Consider the following 18170-nt stretch of genomic DNA (forward strand, 5'->3'; position numbering starts at 1 on the left):
GAGTCCAGCTCTCCAGAAAGCAAAAACCCGCCTTTTGGGCGGGTTCTTTAAATAGTGGTGCCCGGACTCGGAATCGAACCAAGGACACGGGGATTTTCAATCCCCTGCTCTACCGACTGAGCTATCCGGGCAACGAGGCGCATTAAACCGTAATCACATACAATCGTCAACCTTATTTCGGGAATTGCTGTTCAACTGCTTAAGTTTGCGGCAATCTGTCGGTTTGCGCGTCGATTTTGCACAAATCTTCCAGACAGAAAAACTATCTCAGGCAATGCTGACAGCGAAAAAGGGGGCGCGACGGTGAAAGACTGGCTTGAGCTGCGACAGCATGCGGATACGGGAATAGAAACGATCAAGGCGCACTTTGAAGGGCATGCCTTTGATCCTCACTGGCACGACAGCTATCTGGTTGGTATCACCCTCAGCGGTACCCAGCAGTTCCATTGCCGTCGTGAACGTCATCGTAGCCATCCGGGTGATGCGTTTCTGCTTGAGCCGGGCGAGATCCACGACGGTGATGCCCCTGTTGCGGGGGGCTTCACCTATCTGACGTTCTATCTCGATGAGCGCTGGTTGACCCAGACCCTGCATGGCCTGTATGACTCGACACCCGGAAGCTATTCGCTGCATTTCACGCAGACCTTGACCCGCGAGCCGCAACTGGTCCGCGCCATTGGCGACACCTTTGCGACGCTGCACACTGACGAGATGAAGATCGTCCAGCAAAGCACGATGGATAATCTGCTCTCTCAACTGACCTCCCATTGCTACTGGCGCAGAAAATTGCCCTCACAGTTGCAGAGCGCGGCGGTGGCGCACCGGGCGCGGGACTATCTCTATGCCCACCTGGGCGACAATATTGGCCTCTCCGATCTGGCACGGGAGACCGGCACCGATCGCTTCACACTCACCCGTTGCTTTAAGCGCGAGTTTCACCTGGCACCCCATGCCTGGCTGATTCAGCTGCGGCTGGCGAAAGCGCGGCAGTTTCTGGCGCGTGGGGATCAGCCCGTCGATGTAGCGGCAGCGCTGGGGTTTGCCGATCAAAGCCATTTAGGGCGCTGGTTCCAGCGCGCCTATCGCATTACGCCTGCCCACTACCGTAGGTTGTGCACAAACCTTCCAGACGTTTCCAGAAAATAACGGCAATGTCAGGGCTCTTATAAAAAGGAGCCACCTGTGAATATGTTGCCGTTTCTGTTGTTTGCTTTTGTCGCCTCGATAACCCCAGGCCCCACCAATATCCTTATTCTGACCAACAGTCAGCACTACGGCGTGAAGGCGACCCTGCCTGCGCTGGTGAGCGCCTGCGCGGCAGCGAGCACCATTGTGCTGATTTCGGGGGCCGGAGCGGGCGAGATACTGAGGCAGTATCCACTGGTGCGCCAGGTGATGAGCTGGGCCGGGGTGTTGTGGTTAAGCTGGATGAGCTGGCAGCTTTTTTGCGCGCCTGCGGCAAATTTATCCGGGCATAATTATACCCGCTTCACCGCGCGTGCCGCGGCGCTATTGCAGGTTATCAATCCCAAAACCTGGATGATGGCGCTGGCGGTAGTCAGCCTGTTTGCGCCAGCGGGAGAGGGGACATTACGGGAGATCGCGCTGATGGCGCTCTGCTTTTTACTGATTTCGGTGGCCTGCCTGCTGTGCTGGGCATGGCTGGGGCAGGCGGTAAACAGGCTGTTTCGCACCCCTGCCGCCATGGTGCGTTTTCAGCGCCTGATGGCGCTCTGTCTCTTCATTTCCGCCTGGGCGGGGATGCTGGCTTAGGTCAGCGCCCCACCTTTGCGACATTGCGCGAAGTGCAGGATATCTTCCGCCAGTCGCTGGGCAGTATCGACATCGGCCTGGCTTCGATTCACCAGCATCCGGCTAAGACAGCCTTCTATGATCAGATCCATCTGCTTTGCCACCATTGCCGGGTCGTCCACTTCGAGGGTGGTCAGCAGCTCATGCGTAAAGTCATGTGAGGCGCGTTTTTGCTGATCGGCCAACTGGTGGATCGGGTGGCCGGGATCCGGGTAAAAGGTGCAGGCGGCAATAAACAGACAGCCCGGATAGCGGTGATTACGCACGCATTCGGTGAGCGCGGAATAGCGCGCCAGGAGCTTTTGCTCCGCCGAGAGCTCCGTGTTAAGCATCAGTTGCCTGCGCCAGGTGTCCACCTGCTGGCTAAGGTAGCGCAGGGCATCGTACAGGAGCGCTTCTTTATCGGGCCAGAAACGACGTAGTTCATCCAGAGGATAATTGACACGTTCAGCAACCATCTCTAGCGAGGTGCTGGCTATCCCTTGTATTTCAAGCAACTGTAGGGTTGCGCCCAGAACATCTTCACGTTGCACGGTTTATTCCTCCGTCTACTTTCGTACTTTCCCGCTTAAAGTGTCGTTTACGGTTGGCGATTGCGCAAATGCGCACTGAACGCGGCGGCATTCATAAAGCCCGTTACCCGTTGAGCAGGCTGCTCTTCACCCTGAGCGTTGAAAAACAGGATGGTGGGCAGACCGAGCACGTTGAGCGCCTTCAGCAGGGCCTTGTCCTCTGGACCGTTCGCCGTGACGTTGGCCTGCAAAAGGACGGTATCGTTCAGGGCGTTTTGCACCTGCGGGTCGCTGAAGGTGTATTTTTCAAACTCCTTGCAGGCGACGCACCAGTCGGCGTAGAGGTCGAGCATCACCGGCTTTCCTTGCGCCTGAGCCAGCGCGCGGTGTAAGTCGTCGACGTTCTTAACCGGCATAAAATTCAGGTGGGCCTGGCTTTGCGCGGCCGGCGCGCCAAATGCCCAGTCCTGTAGCGGACGCACGCTGACCAGCGCGGCGGCCAGCAGCAGAATTTGCACAATGCGGACCCAGGGCTTGCGGGCACTAAGGCTGCTGATAAAGGCCCAGCTAAAGAAGGCCACGCCCAGCATTGCCCACAGGCGCTGACCCCACACATCGCCAATGACGCGCTCGAGCAGGAAGACCGGCAGCGCCAGGATGACAAAGCCAAACGCGGTTTTGACCGTCTCCATCCAGGGGCCGCTTTTCGGCAGCAGACGGTTACCGAATACCGTCACCAGAATCAGCGGCAGACCCATTCCCAGGGCATAGAGATAGAGCGTGCCACCGCCGAGCCACATATTGCCGCTCTGGGCGATGTAGAGCAGGATCGCGCTGAGTGGCGCCGTGGTGCAGGGCGAGCAGATCAGCCCGGCGATGGCGCCCATGGCAAACACGCCCCCCACGGAGCCGCCCTGCTGACGGTTGCTCATCAGCGTTAAGCGGGTTTGTAGAGACGAGGGCAACTGCAGGCTGAAGAGACCAAACATCGACAGCGCCAGCAGGATAAAGACGATCGACAGCCCGATGAGCACCCAAGGATGCTGGAGCGCCGCCTGAAACTGCAGCCCAGCCGCCGCGACGATCAGGCCGAGAGCGGTATAGGTGAGCGCCATCCCCTGCACGTAGATAAACGCCAGCAGCAGCGCGCGGGCAGTAGAGAGGCGCTGCTTACCGCCGAGCACGATGCCGGAGATAAGCGGGTACATAGGCAACACGCAGGGCGTGAAGGCGATGCCAATGCCGATCAGCAAGGCCCAGAAGGCGGAGAAGGGCAGTTCACTGCCGCTATTGTGTGGGGCCGTTTTCCCCTTCTCAGGAGAGACGGGAGCGGATACAGCAGCCGCTTTGACTTCGCTCAGCGGCACCACTTTCGTCTCTGGTGGATAGCATAGCCCGGCGTCGGCACAGCCCTGATAAGTAACCGTCAGGGTGGCGCCTTTGGCGGCCTGATCCACCGTCACGGGAACTGACAGCTGGCCGCGGTAGATTTCGCTTTTGCCGTAGAATTCGTCTTCGTGGGCGACGCCAGCAGGCAACTGGAGTGTGCCGACCTGCGCCTGAGCGGGGGTGATGCTGATCTGCTTGCGATAGAGGTAATATCCCTCCTTCACATTCCAGTTGAGAGTCAGTTCGTGCTGGTTTTGCTGAAAATCGAAGACGAAAGCCCGATCGGCAGGGGTGAAGTTCGAGCGGCCGGGTGCATCAAACAACCCGGCAAAGACTGATGTGCTGCACAGCAGCAGGATTAGCGTAAGGAAGCGTTGAGCCATGAGAGATAGTCGTTATCGCCGTGAAGCACTGGCAGCACCAGCAGCTCCGGAGTCTGGTAAGGGTGATGCGATTTGAGGCAGTCGAGGAGCGCTTGCTGTTTCGCCACGCTCGATTTGAGCAGCATCTGCACTTCATACTCCTGTTCCAGTTTGCCTTCCCAGTAGTAAAGGGAGGTGGCGCCGGGGAGGATGGTCACACAGGCGGCGAGCTTTTCTGCCAGGACTTTGGCCGCCAGATCCTGAGCGGTCGCTTCATCGGGGGCGGTACAGAGTACAACAACAGTGTCAGGCGTGTTCACAGGTCGACCTCGTTATCGCAAAAAAATCACTATACCACGACGGGACGCTGCTCATTAATGAATCGGGCCGCTAAGCGGCCCGACTTTAACTCTTTTTACAACCAAAAAGGATTTACAGCACAATCCCGCCGATGATGAAGCCGAGGATCACGCACAGGGTAATGGCGATCACGCCCGGGATCAGGAAGGCGTGGTTAAAGACATATTTACCGATGCGGGTTGAGCCGGTGTCATCCATCTCGACGGCTGCCAGCAGCGTCGGGTAGGTAGGCAGCACAAACAGCGCGGAGACGGCAGCAAAAGAGGCAATGGCGGTGAGCGGTGAAACGCCCAGCATCAGCGCCGCAGGCATCAGCGCCTTGGTGGTGGCCGCCTGAGAGTAGAGCAGGGTCGCGGCAAAGAAGAGCACCACCGCCAGCAACCACGGATAGTTATGCAGCAGGTCGCCCGCCACGGTCTGGATGTCGGTGATGTGCGCTTTCACGAAGGTATCGCCCAGCCAGGCCACGCCCAGTACACACACGCAGGCGCTCATACCGGATTTAAAGGTGCTGGCGTTGAGCACTTCGCTGGTGTCGATTTTACAGGTGATACTAATGAGCGTGGCGATGGTCAGCATGAACACCACGATCGCTTCGTTACGCGGCAGGACCGGGTTCTTGATCAGCCCAACGGTATCGCTGATGGCGGTGGCGTAGAACATCACCGCGACAATGCCGATCAGGAACAGCAGCACGGAGCGTTTCGCGTGTGGCTTCAGGATAAACGCCTGGCTGCCGCGCAGCTTCACTTCGCCTTTTGCCAGACGCTCCTGATAGACCGGGTCGTCTTTCAGCTCGGCGCCGAGGAAGTTACAGAACACCGCGGTGATCATCACAGCAATCAGGGTCACCGGAATACAGATCGCCAGCAGCGTCAGGTAGCTCACGCCCAGCGGCTCAAGGATACCGGCAAAGAACACCACTGCCGCCGAAATGGGCGAGGCGGTGATGGCAATCTGCGAGGCGACAACGGCAATAGAGAGCGGACGGGAGGGACGGATGCCCTGCTCTTTTGCCACTTCGGTTATCACCGGCAGGGTGGAGAATGCGGTATGGCCAGTACCGGCCAGAATGGTCATAAACCAGGTGACCAGCGGAGCAAGGAAGGTAATGTATTTTGGATGACGGCGCAGCATACGCTCCGCCAGGCTCACCAGGTAGTCCATACCGCCTGCAACCTGCATGGCTGCGATAGCGGCGATAACGGCCATGATGATTTCAATTACATCAAACGGAATAGCGCCGGGTTTAATCTGGAGAAAGAGAGTGAGGACAAGTACGCCGAGACCACCGGCGAAACCGATGCCGATCCCCCGAGTCTTGCGCCTAAGTATATCGCCAACAGGACGATGACGAGTTCTGCTCCGAACATAAGTGCCTACCTTGCTCATTAACAAGTTGATATTAAATTGTTGTGTTTTGGTAACGCCTAAAAACAAAAAAGGCACGTCATCTGACGTGCCTTCATGAAGTTTAACCTGAACTGTTATTGTTCACTTTCATCCGTATATCTTTTTGCTTTATAGGCCGGGTGCATTAAGTTTTGCGCCGAGAAGATATCATCCAGCTCGGCTTCTGTCAGCAAGCCACGTTCAAGTACGACCTCTCGCACGCTCTTACCGGTTTCTGCACAGATCTTACCGACGATGTCGCCGTTGTGGTGACCGATGAACGGGTTGAGGTAAGTGACGATACCGATGGAGTTATAGACGTAGCTTTCACATACCGCTTTGTTGGCGGTGATGCCGTTGATGCATTTTTCCAGCAGGTTGTAGCAGGCGTTGGTCAGGATATGAATGGATTCAAACATCGCCTGGCCAATCACCGGTTCCATAACGTTCAGCTGCAGCTGACCCGCCTCGGAAGCCATGGTAACGGTAATGTCGTTGCCGATGACCTTGAAGCAGACCTGGTTAACCACTTCTGGCACTACCGGGTTCACTTTGGCTGGCATGATGGAGGAGCCCGCCTGCAGTTCCGGCAGGTTGATTTCATTCAGACCGGCACGCGGCCCGGAAGAGAGCAGGCGCAGGTCGTTACAGATCTTGGAGAGTTTCACCGCCAGGCGTTTCAGCGCACTGTGCACCATCACGTAGGCGCCGCAGTCTGATGTGGCTTCAATCAGGTCTTCTGCTGGCACCACCGCCAGGTTAGAGACTTCGGCCAGCTTCTGCACCGCCAGCTGCTGATAGCCGTCCGGGGTATTCAGGCGCGTACCGATGGCCGTTGCGCCCAGGTTCACCTCAAGCAGCAGCTCAGAGGAGCGCATCAGGTTTTTGGTCTCTTCATTGAGCAGCACGTTAAATGCGTGGAACTCCTGACCAAGGGTCATTGGTACCGCGTCCTGCAGCTGGGTACGGCCCATTTTCAGGATGTCCTGGAATTCGACGGCCTTGTTCTGGAAACCTTCGCCCAGCTGGTTAATGGCATCAACCAGCTTCACGATGGAAGCGTATACGGCGATACGGAAACCGGTCGGATAGGCGTCGTTGGTAGACTGGCATTTATTGACGTGATCGTTCGGGTTCAGGTACTGGTACTCACCTTTCTGGTGGCCCATCAGCTCAAGGCCGATGTTTGCCAGTACCTCGTTGGTATTCATATTCACTGACGTACCCGCGCCGCCCTGATAGACGTCCACCGGGAATTGATCCATGCACTTGCCGTTGTTCAGCACTTCATCGCAGGCGGCGATGATGGTATTGGCGATACTTTTCGGAATGGTTTGCAGCTCTTTGTTTGCCATTGCTGCCGCTTTCTTCACCATTACCATGCCACGCACAAACTCAGGGATATCACTGATTTTGCTGTTGCTGATGTAGAAGTTTTCAATCGCTCTCAGAGTGTGAATACCATAGTAGGCATCCGCTGGAACTTCCCTGGTACCCAACAAATCTTCTTCGATACGAATGTTGTTTAACATGTGAACCTTCTTTTCAAGCTGCCGATTGATGTACTAAACGCACAGTACATATGTGGTTATGTCTATTTTCTGACCGACGATTATCCCCTGAATCGACCAGATACCCGGAATGATATGCTGATGATAGCGAATTGCCGTAACCTGGATCACTTATTATGGACCCGGTGACATGATATTTATCAATCTGTGAAATGAATCACCGCTTTAATATTTCCAGAAAAAATATCCGTGCAAACCGATTGAATTTTGACTAAACGCCTCCATTTCTGACAGACGCGAATCGCAAATTGTTACCGACAGGGGCCATAACGGCGTCTGCCACACAGGAGAAGCCAGTGCGCTGGATACCGTTAGCTGCAATCTTTCTTTATGTTTATATAGAGATTTCTATTTTTATTCAGGTCGCCCACGTGTTTGGCGTCCTGCTGACCCTGGTTCTGGTCATTTTTACATCGGTGATTGGCATGTCACTGGTGCGCAACCAGGGTTTCAAAAATTTCCTGTTAATGCAGCAGAAGATGGCCGCCGGGGAGAGTCCGGCAGCGGAGATGGTCAAAAGCGTGTCGCTGATTATCGCCGGCCTGCTGCTGTTGCTTCCGGGTTTCTTTACCGATTTCCTGGGGCTGCTGTTGCTGTTACCGCCGGTGCAGAAACACCTGACCCTGAAGCTACTGCCGCATCTGCGTTTTAACCGGATGCCGGGCGGCGGGTTTAGCGCCGGAACGGGCGGTGGGGAGACCTTTGACGGGGAGTATCAGCGTAAGGATGAGCAGCGCGATCGCCTGGACCATAAAGACGACCGTTGATATCAGTAGCCCGGCGGCGCTGCGCTTGCACGGGCCTACGAAACCGCAGATTCTGTAGGCCCGGTAAGCGAAGCGCCGCCGGGCGTTAATTAAACCGCACCACGCTTCGGCAAGAACCACCACAATCCCGCCAGCATCACAATGGCGTACAGACTCTTCCATCCCACCATCGCCAGCAGCAGTAAACAGAGTACCCCACCAATCATCGCCAGCACTTTATAGCGTCCTTTTAGCAGGCGACATCCCGCCAGCATGCACAGCAGATAGATCATAATGAAGATGCCGTTGGCATAGACGATAAGCGCGTCGAGGTTGATATCCAGCCAGTAGATTGCCAGGGTGCTTATCACACAGCAGCCCAGCACCGCGTTCAGGGCGTTAAGCGGGAGCTGGCGTCTGGACAGGCGGGCGAGAGGGCTTTTGGGTTTGTACAGCGCCTGGGACCACACTAGCCGGGCAAAGCTCTGAATGTAGATATTCAGGCTGGCGAAGCAGGCGAGGTAACCAATCACGCAGGCAACCCACAGCGCTTTCACGCCAAATAGCTGGACCACGATGGCGGGAAGCGAGGCTGCCGCAGCCATATCGGCACCATAGGCAGTGAAATGAAGCACCAGCACCGTACAGGCCCAGTAGACCGTACCTGCCAGCAGCAGCCCTATCATCAGCGCCCGCGGGAAATCACGTTCCGGCTGTTTAAACTCTGAGGCCAGATGCGCAAAGGCTTCAAGACCGACGAAACACCAGAACATGACGGAAAGGGCTGCGAATAGCTGCAAATGATCGAGATCGGTTAAGGCAGGGAAGGGGATCTGTGTCACCTGAAGATCCCCTGCCCACCAGATAGCGGCAATCAGCGCCACAATCAGCACCGCCACCAGGGTTTGCAGGTTGGCGCTGGAACTGGCGCCGCGTGAGCCGACCCACCAGACGATGGCCAATGTACCCAGCTCAGCCAGTAAGAGCTGCGCGTCATGCCAGCCAAACAGCGCCTGGCCAAACCCCGTCGCAATATGCAGGGCGGCAGGTAAGCCCACGGGGATAACAGAAAGGAACAGCCAGCCGGTGACGCGCTCCAGACGCGGGCCAAATGCCATCCCGACAAAGTGAGCCACCCCACCGGCGCTCGGGAAGTGTCGCCCGAGAAGCGCAAAAACAATCGCCACCGGGAAGACCAGCACGATGAGCACCGGCCACGCCCAGAGACTGTTATCACCCGCCACCAGGGCCGCCAGCGCCGGTACGGCAAACACCCCCGTGCCTAATAAAGAGGTTGAAAGTAAGCCAACACCCTGCGCGAGTCCCAGCTCTTGTTTGAGTCCACTCATTCCATTGTCCTGCCGCCATCAAAAGAGAGGCGATGGTAACACTTTCACAAATTTTTTTTCGACTACCCCTTGAAGGGGTAAAACCCCATCCCCATCTCTCAGGGCACTAGCCGGAAAACCGCTTACGGCCCGGCGTCACCCATAACTGATAATGACTTTCTCAAAGGAGAGCTATCAATGAGTATTCGTCCGTTACATGATCGTGTGATCGTCAAACGTAAAGAAGTTGAAACCAAATCTGCGGGCGGTATCGTTCTGACCGGTTCTGCAGCAGCAAAATCAACGCGTGGCGAAATCATCGCTGTCGGTAAAGGTCGCATTCTGGAAAACGGAAATGTGCAGCCGCTGGACGTTAAAGTTGGTGACATCGTCATTTTCAACGATGGCTACGGTGTGAAATCCGAGAAGATCGACAATGAAGAAGTGCTGATCATGTCCGAAAGCGACATTCTGGCAATTGTTGAAGCGTAATCCGCGAACGACACTGAACATACGAATTTAAGGGAAAGATTAAAATGGCAGCTAAAGACGTAAAATTCGGTAACGACGCTCGTGTGAAAATGCTGCGCGGCGTAAACGTACTGGCAGACGCAGTTAAAGTGACCCTGGGCCCGAAAGGCCGTAACGTGGTTCTGGATAAATCCTTCGGCGCACCAACCATCACCAAAGATGGTGTTTCCGTAGCGCGTGAGATCGAGCTGGAAGACAAGTTCGAAAACATGGGTGCCCAGATGGTGAAAGAAGTTGCCTCTAAAGCGAACGACGCTGCAGGCGACGGCACCACCACCGCAACTGTACTGGCGCAGGCTATCATCACTGAAGGTCTGAAAGCCGTTGCTGCGGGTATGAACCCGATGGATCTGAAACGTGGTATCGACAAAGCTGTCGCTTCCGCTGTTGAAGAGCTGAAAGCGCTCTCCGTACCGTGCTCTGACTCTAAAGCTATTGCTCAGGTTGGTACCATCTCCGCTAACTCCGACGAAACCGTAGGTAAACTGATCGCTGAAGCGATGGATAAAGTCGGTAAAGAAGGCGTGATCACCGTTGAAGACGGTACCGGTCTGGAAGACGAACTGGACGTGGTTGAAGGTATGCAGTTTGACCGCGGTTACCTCTCCCCATACTTCATCAACAAGCCAGAAACTGGCGCTGTTGAGCTGGAAAGCCCGTTCATCCTGCTGGCTGATAAGAAAATCTCCAACATCCGTGAAATGCTGCCAGTTCTGGAAGCCGTTGCGAAAGCAGGCAAGCCGCTGGTTATCATCGCTGAAGACGTTGAAGGCGAAGCGCTGGCAACGCTGGTGGTTAACACCATGCGTGGCATCGTGAAAGTGGCTGCGGTTAAAGCACCTGGCTTCGGCGATCGCCGTAAAGCGATGCTGCAGGATATCGCTACCCTGACTGGCGGTACCGTTATCTCTGAAGAGATCGGTATGGAGCTGGAAAAAGCGACGCTGGAAGACCTGGGTCAGGCGAAACGCGTTGTTATCAACAAAGACACCACCACCATCATCGATGGCGTGGGTGAAGAAGATGCCATCCAGGGCCGTGTTACTCAGATCCGTAAGCAGATCGAAGAAGCGACCTCTGACTACGATCGTGAAAAACTGCAGGAGCGCGTTGCTAAACTGGCAGGCGGCGTAGCCGTTATCAAAGTGGGTGCCGCTACCGAAGTTGAGATGAAAGAGAAGAAAGCCCGCGTTGAAGATGCCCTGCACGCGACCCGTGCTGCGGTAGAAGAAGGCGTGGTTGCCGGTGGTGGTGTTGCTCTGGTTCGCGTTGCAGCGAAACTGGCTGGCCTGACCGCTCAGAACGAAGATCAGAACGTGGGTATCAAAGTTGCGCTGCGCGCAATGGAAGCGCCACTGCGTCAGATCGTTTCCAACGCCGGTGAAGAGCCGTCTGTTGTGGCGAACATGGTGAAAGCGGGCGAAGGTAACTACGGTTACAACGCTGCTACCGAAGAGTACGGCAACATGATCGACTTCGGTATCCTGGACCCAACTAAAGTGACCCGTTCTGCGCTGCAGTACGCGGCCTCTGTTGCTGGCCTGATGATCACCACCGAGTGCATGGTCACTGACCTGCCAAAAGGCGATGCCCCTGATTTAGGTGCTGCTGGTGGTATGGGCGGCATGGGTGGTATGGGCGGCATGATGTAATCATGTTGTTCTGCACCTCGCAGAAATGAACAAACCCCCGGTCAGAAATGATCGGGGGTTTTTCTTTTGGTCATCTTTTAGGTATAAGGTTTAGACGCGGGCAGCACGTGCCCAGCTTATTGAAAACGAGGAATAACATGCGCGTTAAAGTGGGTGCAGGGATCGTAGCGGCAGCGTTGCTGCTGGCGGGGTGTAGTTCCGGTAACGAACTCTCTACTGGTGGGCAGAGCGTTCGCTTTGTAGAAGATAAGCCGGGCAGTGAATGTCAGCTGGTCGGTACCGCAACCGGTAAACAAAGTAACTGGCTTTCAGGGCAGCATGGCGAAGAGGGCGGTTCAATGCGCGGTGCGGCAAACGCTCTGCGTAATCATGCAGCGGAGATGGGCGGGAACGTGATTTATGGCGTAAGCAGCCCAACCCAGGGTTTACTGTCGAGTTTTGTCCCGACCGCCAGCGAAATGCAGGGCCAGGTTTATAAGTGCCCGAACTGATTTGATTGGTGCCTTTTTCAGTGATGAGAGGCACCTTTTTTATAAAAGCTATCAGGCGCTAATTTGTGCATTTATTTCTGAATAAAAAGACTTTAGATACTGCATGCACTCCTCCAGCGTCATCATTTTACCCGGCTCAGAAGGGAAGTATTTGCTAAATATCTGGCTGGGCTGGCACTGGGTATGAACTTCTATAAGTTTTGGATTTCTTTCAGCCATGCGCATTATAACGCTGTTTTCATGTTCTGATGGATGTGGGGCGCTGGTTTTAATTAAAGCACCAGAAATAATTTTCTTACCCTCGTCCGTATCGCAACAAAAAAGTATGGCCAAAGAGTGCGTAAAAAGATTAAGTTTCCACTCATCTGGAGAATAATATTGGTAGTCGACACCATGAGCTTTTGTCAAATCTACAGCACAAAGCATCAGAAAATCCATCGTTGAACTCAAATAATGAGTTACATCACTATCATCACAATTTTTTAACGTCTGCTGAATTCCTACTAAAAGCGCCTCTACCTGCATATCATCAATACGCAACGAGACTATCTGTTCATTCTGAAGTACCAGGATCAGCGTTGACCAGCTCTCTCCTGGTTTTAATGTAATCGACATTACGCGTTTTTCCGGGTTTGGTTGCTGTATTTCCGAAAGGTCGATCATTGGGGTATTAGATATTAAGCGCTCATTAAAAGCAGTAAGTTCTGTTTTATAAGCCTCGCCTTCATTATTGAGACGCTGCAGTACTGCTACCATTCTGTTCTGAAGGACTAATAGTAAATCAGCCAGCATCTGAACCTGAAAATAATATGTATGGCAAATTTCATTTTGCAGTTTGGTTTTAAGCATGAGAGCCATAAAACGTCCTTCATATTTAATCCCTGCAGTATTGAAACCAATAAATGAACCTTGCATGCGACTCTCCTTGTGTGCTGTTACGCTGAAATTAGTGTATTGGGTTGCGATAAATCAATAATGCGATCGGCTGAAGCAATAGTGGACGGCCGATGAGCAACAATAATTCGGGTAATACTTAAACCAGATATAGACTGGTTAATAGCAGATTCGTTTTTAAGGTCGAGATGGCTGGTTGCTTCATCCATAAATAAAATGCTGGGCTTACGATAAAGTGCACGTGCTATCAAAATACGTTGCTTTTGGCCGCCAGAAATACCTAAGCCAAGCTCACCCACAATGGTTTCATATCCCATCGGCATTTTCATTATTTCGTCATGGATGTTACAGCGACGTGCGCATTCGATAACAAAATCCATATCTGCGTTATCTTCAAAACCGCTGATATTTTCAATAAGCGATCCTGAGAATAGTCTGTCTTCCTGGAGTACGCAGGCCGTTCCCTGGCGAAAATTATTAAGCCCAATTTTCTGAATATCGAGGTTGTCCGCCAGAACATCACCAGTTGTCGGAGACAGCAGGCCACACATAACTTTTAACAGCGTAGTTTTTCCCACGCCGGAAGGGCCAACCAGAGCCACTGATTCACCGGGTTCGACGATGATATTTAAATTTGAGAAAATTGGCTGTGAGAACGGATCGTACTGATAGCTAAGGTTTTTTACCTCTAACTTAACGCCGGAATTTTCTGTAAAGATACGCCGCGAAGGCAACTCTTTTTCTGGTTCACTAAAAACAATCTCAGAAAGACGCTCATTATGTAATGACAGCATACGCAACTGCATGACCAGATCGACCAAACTGGATGCTCGCTGGGAGAATTGCCCACGATAGGCATTAAATGCCATAAACATACCGAGCGTCATATTATTTTCAATCACCATAATAGCGCCAAGCCAAAGCACTGCAACCTGATCGATAGAGGTAATTAAAGTATTGATACCGCCAAACATCATGTCGAAACGAGTCTGTTTTATACCAGCATTACAAGCATCGATATTAATGTTCAACCAGTGCTGTGAACGACGGTCTTTTAAATTCAATGCCTTGATAGTCGAAATACCATATAGTGACTCCATGAAGTGTGAACTGGAGCGAGCACCCTTTATAACCTGCTCTTCAGAAACTCGACGATAGAAACTATAGGTAGCGAATCGCATAATGGCATAGCACAATGTGAAACCTACAACCACCCAAACCAGCCAGCCGCCATAAAGCGTTAACATCACCAACAGGCCAATGGTCATTATTGTGTCGATAATGCCTGTCACAATACTATTAGTAAAAGTTGCACGAATAGTATCCAGCGATGAGAAACGAGACTGAATGTCACCTAAATGCCGTTTTTCAAAAAAGGATAACGGTAAACTCGCCAGATGATCAAAGAGCGTTGTTTTCCACTGAATATTGGTGAGGGTATTCAGCGTCAATGAAGTCCATGCCCGAAGCATGCTGATAAACATGCGGAATAGAGTAAAGAACACCAGACCAATACAGATAACTGACAGTAAGCTCTGATCGTGCGCCATAATAACATGGTCAGTGACCAGCTGTGTTCCAATCGGTAATAATAAACTGATAGCTTCAACCACTACCGAAAAAGCGAAGATTTTTAGCAGGACGGATTTCAAGCCTACAATATTACGCATAAGATCCAGCAGGCGTAGACGAGACTTAGCATGCTCTTGCTGGAAATTTTTGTCCGGCCAAAGCTCCAACGCAACGCCAGTGAAGTTGTTGGACATCTCCTGAATGCCAATAATTCTTTTGCCCAAAGCAGGATCATGCACTATGAAGCTATTCTTACGCACTTTAGTCAGTACAACGTAATGGTTCATACCCCAGTGGATAATGCAGGGGAGCTTTAGTTGTTTTATTTCATCGAGATCGAGAGAAAGCGCCCGGCTTTTCAGTCCAGTATGCTCAGCTGTTTTACTCAGAGACATTAGTGTTACGCCCTGAGAAGGGCTGCCGTAACGGTGGCGGAAATTAAATAGATCAATATTGAGTCCGTAGAAGCCGCAAATCATAGCCAGGCAGGCAATCCCGCATTCTGATGCCTCTGACTGTAAAATAACGGGTGTTTTATGACGGATTGAAAAGTTAAGTTTATTTATAATCGTTTTAAAAATCTCTTTATTCATCAATCGGCCCGCTCACGCTTTGCATAATTTTATAGAAAGGGGTAAACATCCACATATAAAGAGGACGTTCCTCCAGGAAAACCGCAGCCTGCGCCTTCAAACCATTTGAAAGCGTAAGTACTTTCCCATTATAATTAAATTCTTTATTTTTAATTTTTATAATGGCTTTATAAAGCGCTAAATCTTGCTGGTTAGAACCATTACTTACGTTGGTATATTCAGCCATCTCCTGTCTCGAGGCAGGAACTGATGAAAGCGTAAGAACTTCACCAGGGAACTGACCAAACTTATCCGCCGGGAATGCATCGTAGCGTATATTAATAATATCCCCTTTCTTAATGTAGGGGATTGCGTTATTTGGCAACCAAATTATTAGGTAATATTCAATGTTTCCTGTCGGTTTAATTTGCGCAAGACTGCTGCCATTTTCAACCATCTGGCCTTTAGTAACGGCCAAAGATTCTATTTTACCATCGATTGTTGCTTTGATAATAATATTGCCATTTGCATTTGACTCTACTAATTGGTTTTTAAAATCATTTATTTGATTGTTCTGGCCAGAAATTTGATTGTCAAAGTCGGCCGCTTTAGTAACTTTATCACTGTTCGCTTGTGTAAGCTGAGTTTCAAGCTGCATTTTTTGACTAACAAGAGACTGATAAGCGCTTTGTTGCTGAAAGTATAACGAATGTTGATAGTTATATTGGTCTTTTGTAATCAATCCATCTTTAAGATACTTATCGTAGCTGGCCAGGTTAGTATGCATTTTATTTAACCCTGCCTGAGTGTTTATCAACATGCGGCTAGTTTCTTCCAGTGAATCTTTTATAGTTGCAATTTGTTTTTCGATGGCACGCAATGTTTCTGATTTGTTATGCGAAAGTTTGCTAATTATATTTTCCGCATTCGCTATTTTTTGATCAATAACTTCGATCTGCGCAGTATTTACGTTACCATTAATGGTGCTACGCGAAATGTCCAGTTTATAAAGCGGCTGTCCTTTATTTACAATTTCGCCCACTTTGACATACTGATTAACAACAAAACCTTGCTGAGGAGCAAAGACGTTAACAGAGTGAGGGAGAGTGATAACTTCACCTCGAACATCAATACGTTGGGTAAAGGAGCAAAAAATAAGTGACAAAACAAGTACAGCAATAAAAGTAAAAGCCAGTAGAGTGACTATCCAGGCTGGCATTCCTGCTAATAGTAATGCCTTTCCTTTCCAGTGATTTTTTTTATATTCAATCGCTTCCCTGCGATAAATTTTTCTCAGCATAACTACCACTTATTTCTGCTTTAGTAATAAAGGCCTGAATTATCAGGCCTTATTTAAGTATAAAAGGATTTATACTATTTTTTTATATAACCATTCGGTTATACATTAGCTCCATGGAGCGAAGGTTCCACTAAAGAAACCGTTAGCGCCCGCAGAAGATTGCTCTAAAGCAAAATCCCAACCGCCCATGGCGCCATAAATAGCGCCGCCAATGGCACCGACTACCAGACCCCAAATCATCCCAACACCCTGACCAGCTGCGCCAACGCCAAGCAGACCACCGCCGTTACCGCCCTGGGAGCCGCCAATGATTGAGCCATACATAGCAAATGCTGCTCCAGTAATTAAACCGGAGGCAACCGCTTCAAAACCGTTGCTCACAACACTGGTAATTGCTGAGCCGAGAGAAGAAAAATCCCAGGAATAGCCACCAGAGATAGCTTCCATTTCAAATGTAGTTAAATTTTGCATGTTTAATCCTTTAAGTGGTATGTCAAAATATATTTCTTTTAGGCCATTCACTAATAACTGACCTGCTGAAAATATAACTTTTACTATGAGGTTGAGCAACTAAATTAAATATTAAGATATAATTAAATGGTCGTTTGTTTTCTAAAAAAAAAGAGATTTTCACAATCTCTTTTTTTAATTTTGGATCTGTTTACTCTTCTTGAATGACAACTTCTAGTATAGCTTTTACATTTCCTGTGGTGATTTCGTTGATATTGCTGCTCGATCTATAATAGTCTGCTGTAAAGGCAAAGGATTGAGATGTTGTTACATTATTAATATAGTATTTATCCATATCATAAAAAACGATTGGTTTGTTATCTTTTTTGAAAATAATGCCTACATTACTTGCTGCATTGGCACCAGTTAACATATTATCAATGATGCCATCACCATATGCGCTGGTTCCTGTTATGGGGTTGAACCAATAGGTTACTTTGTTACCCAGCGCGTTTGCTGGACAAAGTATATTCATAGTAATCGTTTTTTGAGCCGGAGTTATTCCTCCTCTTGATACTGATAGAAGTGTATTTTTTTCAATTCTATTTAGTGTTACCTGACTTGAGCCTGCAACTGATATATCACATGAGCTATCTTTAAAAGTGATATTACTGATTTTAACATTTGCGTTGACTAAAGTCCTCTCTGCAGGTTTTGGGTTAGTGACTAAATTGCCAACAGAGAAATTGATTGATGCATCAGCACTTGTTCCAGATATGTCAATAACAGATTTGGTTTTTATCAACCAAATCGTTATAAATTCATAATCATTATTAGACTTTTCGATCGGTACTATCGTTGATCCCACAACTGCAGGTTTTACCGAACCATTTTTGCTGGCTAAAATATCTGAAACCTGAAAACCGATGCCGTCAATACCGGTCGCATATACGGGCTTCCCTTGTAATCCAGTAACGCCCGGCACTTCAGGGGCGGTAGATGAAATTATATACTGATCACCCAAGACCTTACTACACGAGAAAGTTTTATAATGTCCAGTACCAAATTTCTTGCTGAATAATACCGAACCAACCGGAATAGATGGGTCGGTCGCTATTTTAGGCGATATGGAAAGGGTTAATAATTTGCTGCTGCCGTCATAAGTACACTTTGCCATAGCATCGCTATAACAAAATATAATTCCCAAAAAAAATAATACTTTCTTCATAAATTCAA

The 18170-nt window shown here is 50.4% G+C and carries 16 protein-coding genes, 1 tRNA gene and 1 pseudogene; 6 read left to right on the forward strand and 12 right to left on the reverse strand.

What is annotated here, in order from left to right; genetic code table 11:
• Positions 1 to 55: 55 nt before the first annotated feature.
• Positions 56 to 131: transfer RNA gene (locus tag C2U54_RS06615), tRNA-Phe, on the reverse strand.
• A 172-nt stretch (positions 132 to 303) separates the two neighbouring features.
• On the opposite strand from C2U54_RS06615, the gene C2U54_RS06620 reads away from it, so the two are divergent.
• Both C2U54_RS06620 and C2U54_RS06625 read left to right on the forward strand, forming a co-directional pair.
• Positions 304 to 1146 (forward strand): AraC family transcriptional regulator, encoded by an 843-nt coding sequence (locus C2U54_RS06620; RefSeq protein WP_103177929.1) that lies wholly within the window; start codon positions 304 to 306, stop codon positions 1144 to 1146.
• 36 nt (positions 1147 to 1182) lie between these two features.
• A complete protein-coding gene (locus C2U54_RS06625) occupies positions 1183 to 1773 on the forward strand; it encodes a LysE family translocator (protein WP_103177930.1) in 591 nt (196 codons plus the stop codon).
• Here C2U54_RS06625 and C2U54_RS06630 read toward each other — a convergent pair.
• The 5 genes and pseudogenes from C2U54_RS06630 to aspA form a co-directional block, all read right to left on the reverse strand.
• Positions 1770 to 2345 carry a transcriptional regulator gene (locus C2U54_RS06630; RefSeq protein WP_103177931.1) on the reverse strand — a complete coding sequence of 192 codons (576 nt, stop codon included), beginning with the start codon at positions 2343 to 2345 and terminating at the stop codon, positions 1770 to 1772. The genes C2U54_RS06625 and C2U54_RS06630 overlap by 4 nt on opposite strands.
• A 47-nt stretch (positions 2346 to 2392) precedes the next feature.
• A complete protein-coding gene (locus C2U54_RS06635) occupies positions 2393 to 4096 on the reverse strand; it encodes a protein-disulfide reductase DsbD (RefSeq protein WP_103177932.1) in 1704 nt (567 codons plus the stop codon).
• Positions 4072 to 4395 carry a divalent cation tolerance protein CutA gene (gene cutA, locus C2U54_RS06640; protein WP_103177933.1) on the reverse strand — a complete coding sequence of 108 codons (324 nt, stop codon included), beginning with the start codon at positions 4393 to 4395 and terminating at the stop codon, positions 4072 to 4074. The genes C2U54_RS06635 and cutA overlap by 25 nt, the downstream gene beginning before the upstream one ends.
• A 112-nt stretch (positions 4396 to 4507) precedes the next feature.
• Positions 4508 to 5808: pseudogene (locus C2U54_RS06645) on the reverse strand (anaerobic C4-dicarboxylate transporter).
• Positions 5809 to 5922: 114 nt separating this feature from the next.
• The gene (gene aspA / locus C2U54_RS06650) at positions 5923 to 7359 is read right to left on the reverse strand and encodes an aspartate ammonia-lyase (RefSeq protein WP_103177934.1); all 1437 of its coding nucleotides are present in this window, start codon (positions 7357 to 7359) and stop codon (positions 5923 to 5925) included.
• A gap of 335 nt (positions 7360 to 7694) precedes the next feature.
• Between aspA and C2U54_RS06660 the strand changes: the two genes are divergently transcribed.
• Positions 7695 to 8165, forward strand: a complete 471-nt coding sequence (locus C2U54_RS06660; protein WP_103177935.1) for an FxsA family protein — start codon at positions 7695 to 7697, stop codon at positions 8163 to 8165.
• 89 nt (positions 8166 to 8254) lie between these two features.
• On the opposite strand, the gene yjeH is transcribed toward C2U54_RS06660, so the two are convergent.
• Entirely contained in the window at positions 8255 to 9493 is a 1239-nt protein-coding gene (yjeH, locus tag C2U54_RS06665) for an L-methionine/branched-chain amino acid transporter (protein ID WP_103177936.1), read from the reverse strand.
• A gap of 177 nt (positions 9494 to 9670) precedes the next feature.
• Between yjeH and C2U54_RS06670 the strand changes: the two genes are divergently transcribed.
• The 3 genes from C2U54_RS06670 to C2U54_RS06680 all read left to right on the forward strand — a co-directional run bounded on the left by C2U54_RS06670 (position 9671) and on the right by C2U54_RS06680 (position 12146).
• Positions 9671 to 9964, forward strand: a complete 294-nt coding sequence (locus tag C2U54_RS06670; RefSeq protein ID WP_032616151.1) for a co-chaperone GroES — start codon at positions 9671 to 9673, stop codon at positions 9962 to 9964.
• Positions 9965 to 10008: 44 nt separating this feature from the next.
• Positions 10009 to 11655: a chaperonin GroEL gene (groL, locus tag C2U54_RS06675; protein ID WP_103177937.1), complete on the forward strand. Its 1647-nt coding sequence runs from the start codon at positions 10009 to 10011 to the stop codon at positions 11653 to 11655.
• A gap of 137 nt (positions 11656 to 11792) precedes the next feature.
• Entirely contained in the window at positions 11793 to 12146 is a 354-nt protein-coding gene (locus tag C2U54_RS06680; protein ID WP_103177938.1) for a DUF4156 domain-containing protein, read from the forward strand.
• A 51-nt stretch (positions 12147 to 12197) separates the two neighbouring features.
• Here the strand turns inward: C2U54_RS06680 and yjeJ are convergent, their stop codons facing one another.
• From yjeJ to C2U54_RS06705, 5 genes are all read right to left on the reverse strand, one after another.
• On the reverse strand, positions 12198 to 13061 hold the full coding sequence (gene yjeJ / locus C2U54_RS06685) for a YjeJ family protein (RefSeq protein ID WP_103177939.1): 864 nt from the start codon (positions 13059 to 13061) through the stop codon (positions 12198 to 12200).
• 20 nt (positions 13062 to 13081) lie between these two features.
• Positions 13082 to 15205, reverse strand: coding sequence for a peptidase domain-containing ABC transporter (locus C2U54_RS06690; RefSeq protein ID WP_103177940.1), 2124 nt, complete (start codon positions 15203 to 15205; stop codon positions 13082 to 13084).
• On the reverse strand, positions 15198 to 16484 hold the full coding sequence (locus tag C2U54_RS06695; protein ID WP_103177941.1) for an HlyD family secretion protein: 1287 nt from the start codon (positions 16482 to 16484) through the stop codon (positions 15198 to 15200). Before C2U54_RS06695 ends, C2U54_RS06690 begins: the two co-directional genes overlap by 8 nt.
• Positions 16485 to 16589: 105 nt before the next feature.
• Positions 16590 to 16955, reverse strand: a complete 366-nt coding sequence (locus C2U54_RS06700) for a hypothetical protein (protein WP_103177942.1) — start codon at positions 16953 to 16955, stop codon at positions 16590 to 16592.
• 190 nt (positions 16956 to 17145) lie between these two features.
• Positions 17146 to 18162 carry a fimbrial protein gene (locus C2U54_RS06705; RefSeq protein WP_103181015.1) on the reverse strand — a complete coding sequence of 339 codons (1017 nt, stop codon included), beginning with the start codon at positions 18160 to 18162 and terminating at the stop codon, positions 17146 to 17148.
• Positions 18163 to 18170 lie beyond the last annotated feature (8 nt).

The organism is Leclercia sp. LSNIH1 (assembly GCF_002902985.1).
Taxonomy (GTDB): Bacteria; Pseudomonadota; Gammaproteobacteria; order Enterobacterales; family Enterobacteriaceae; genus Enterobacter.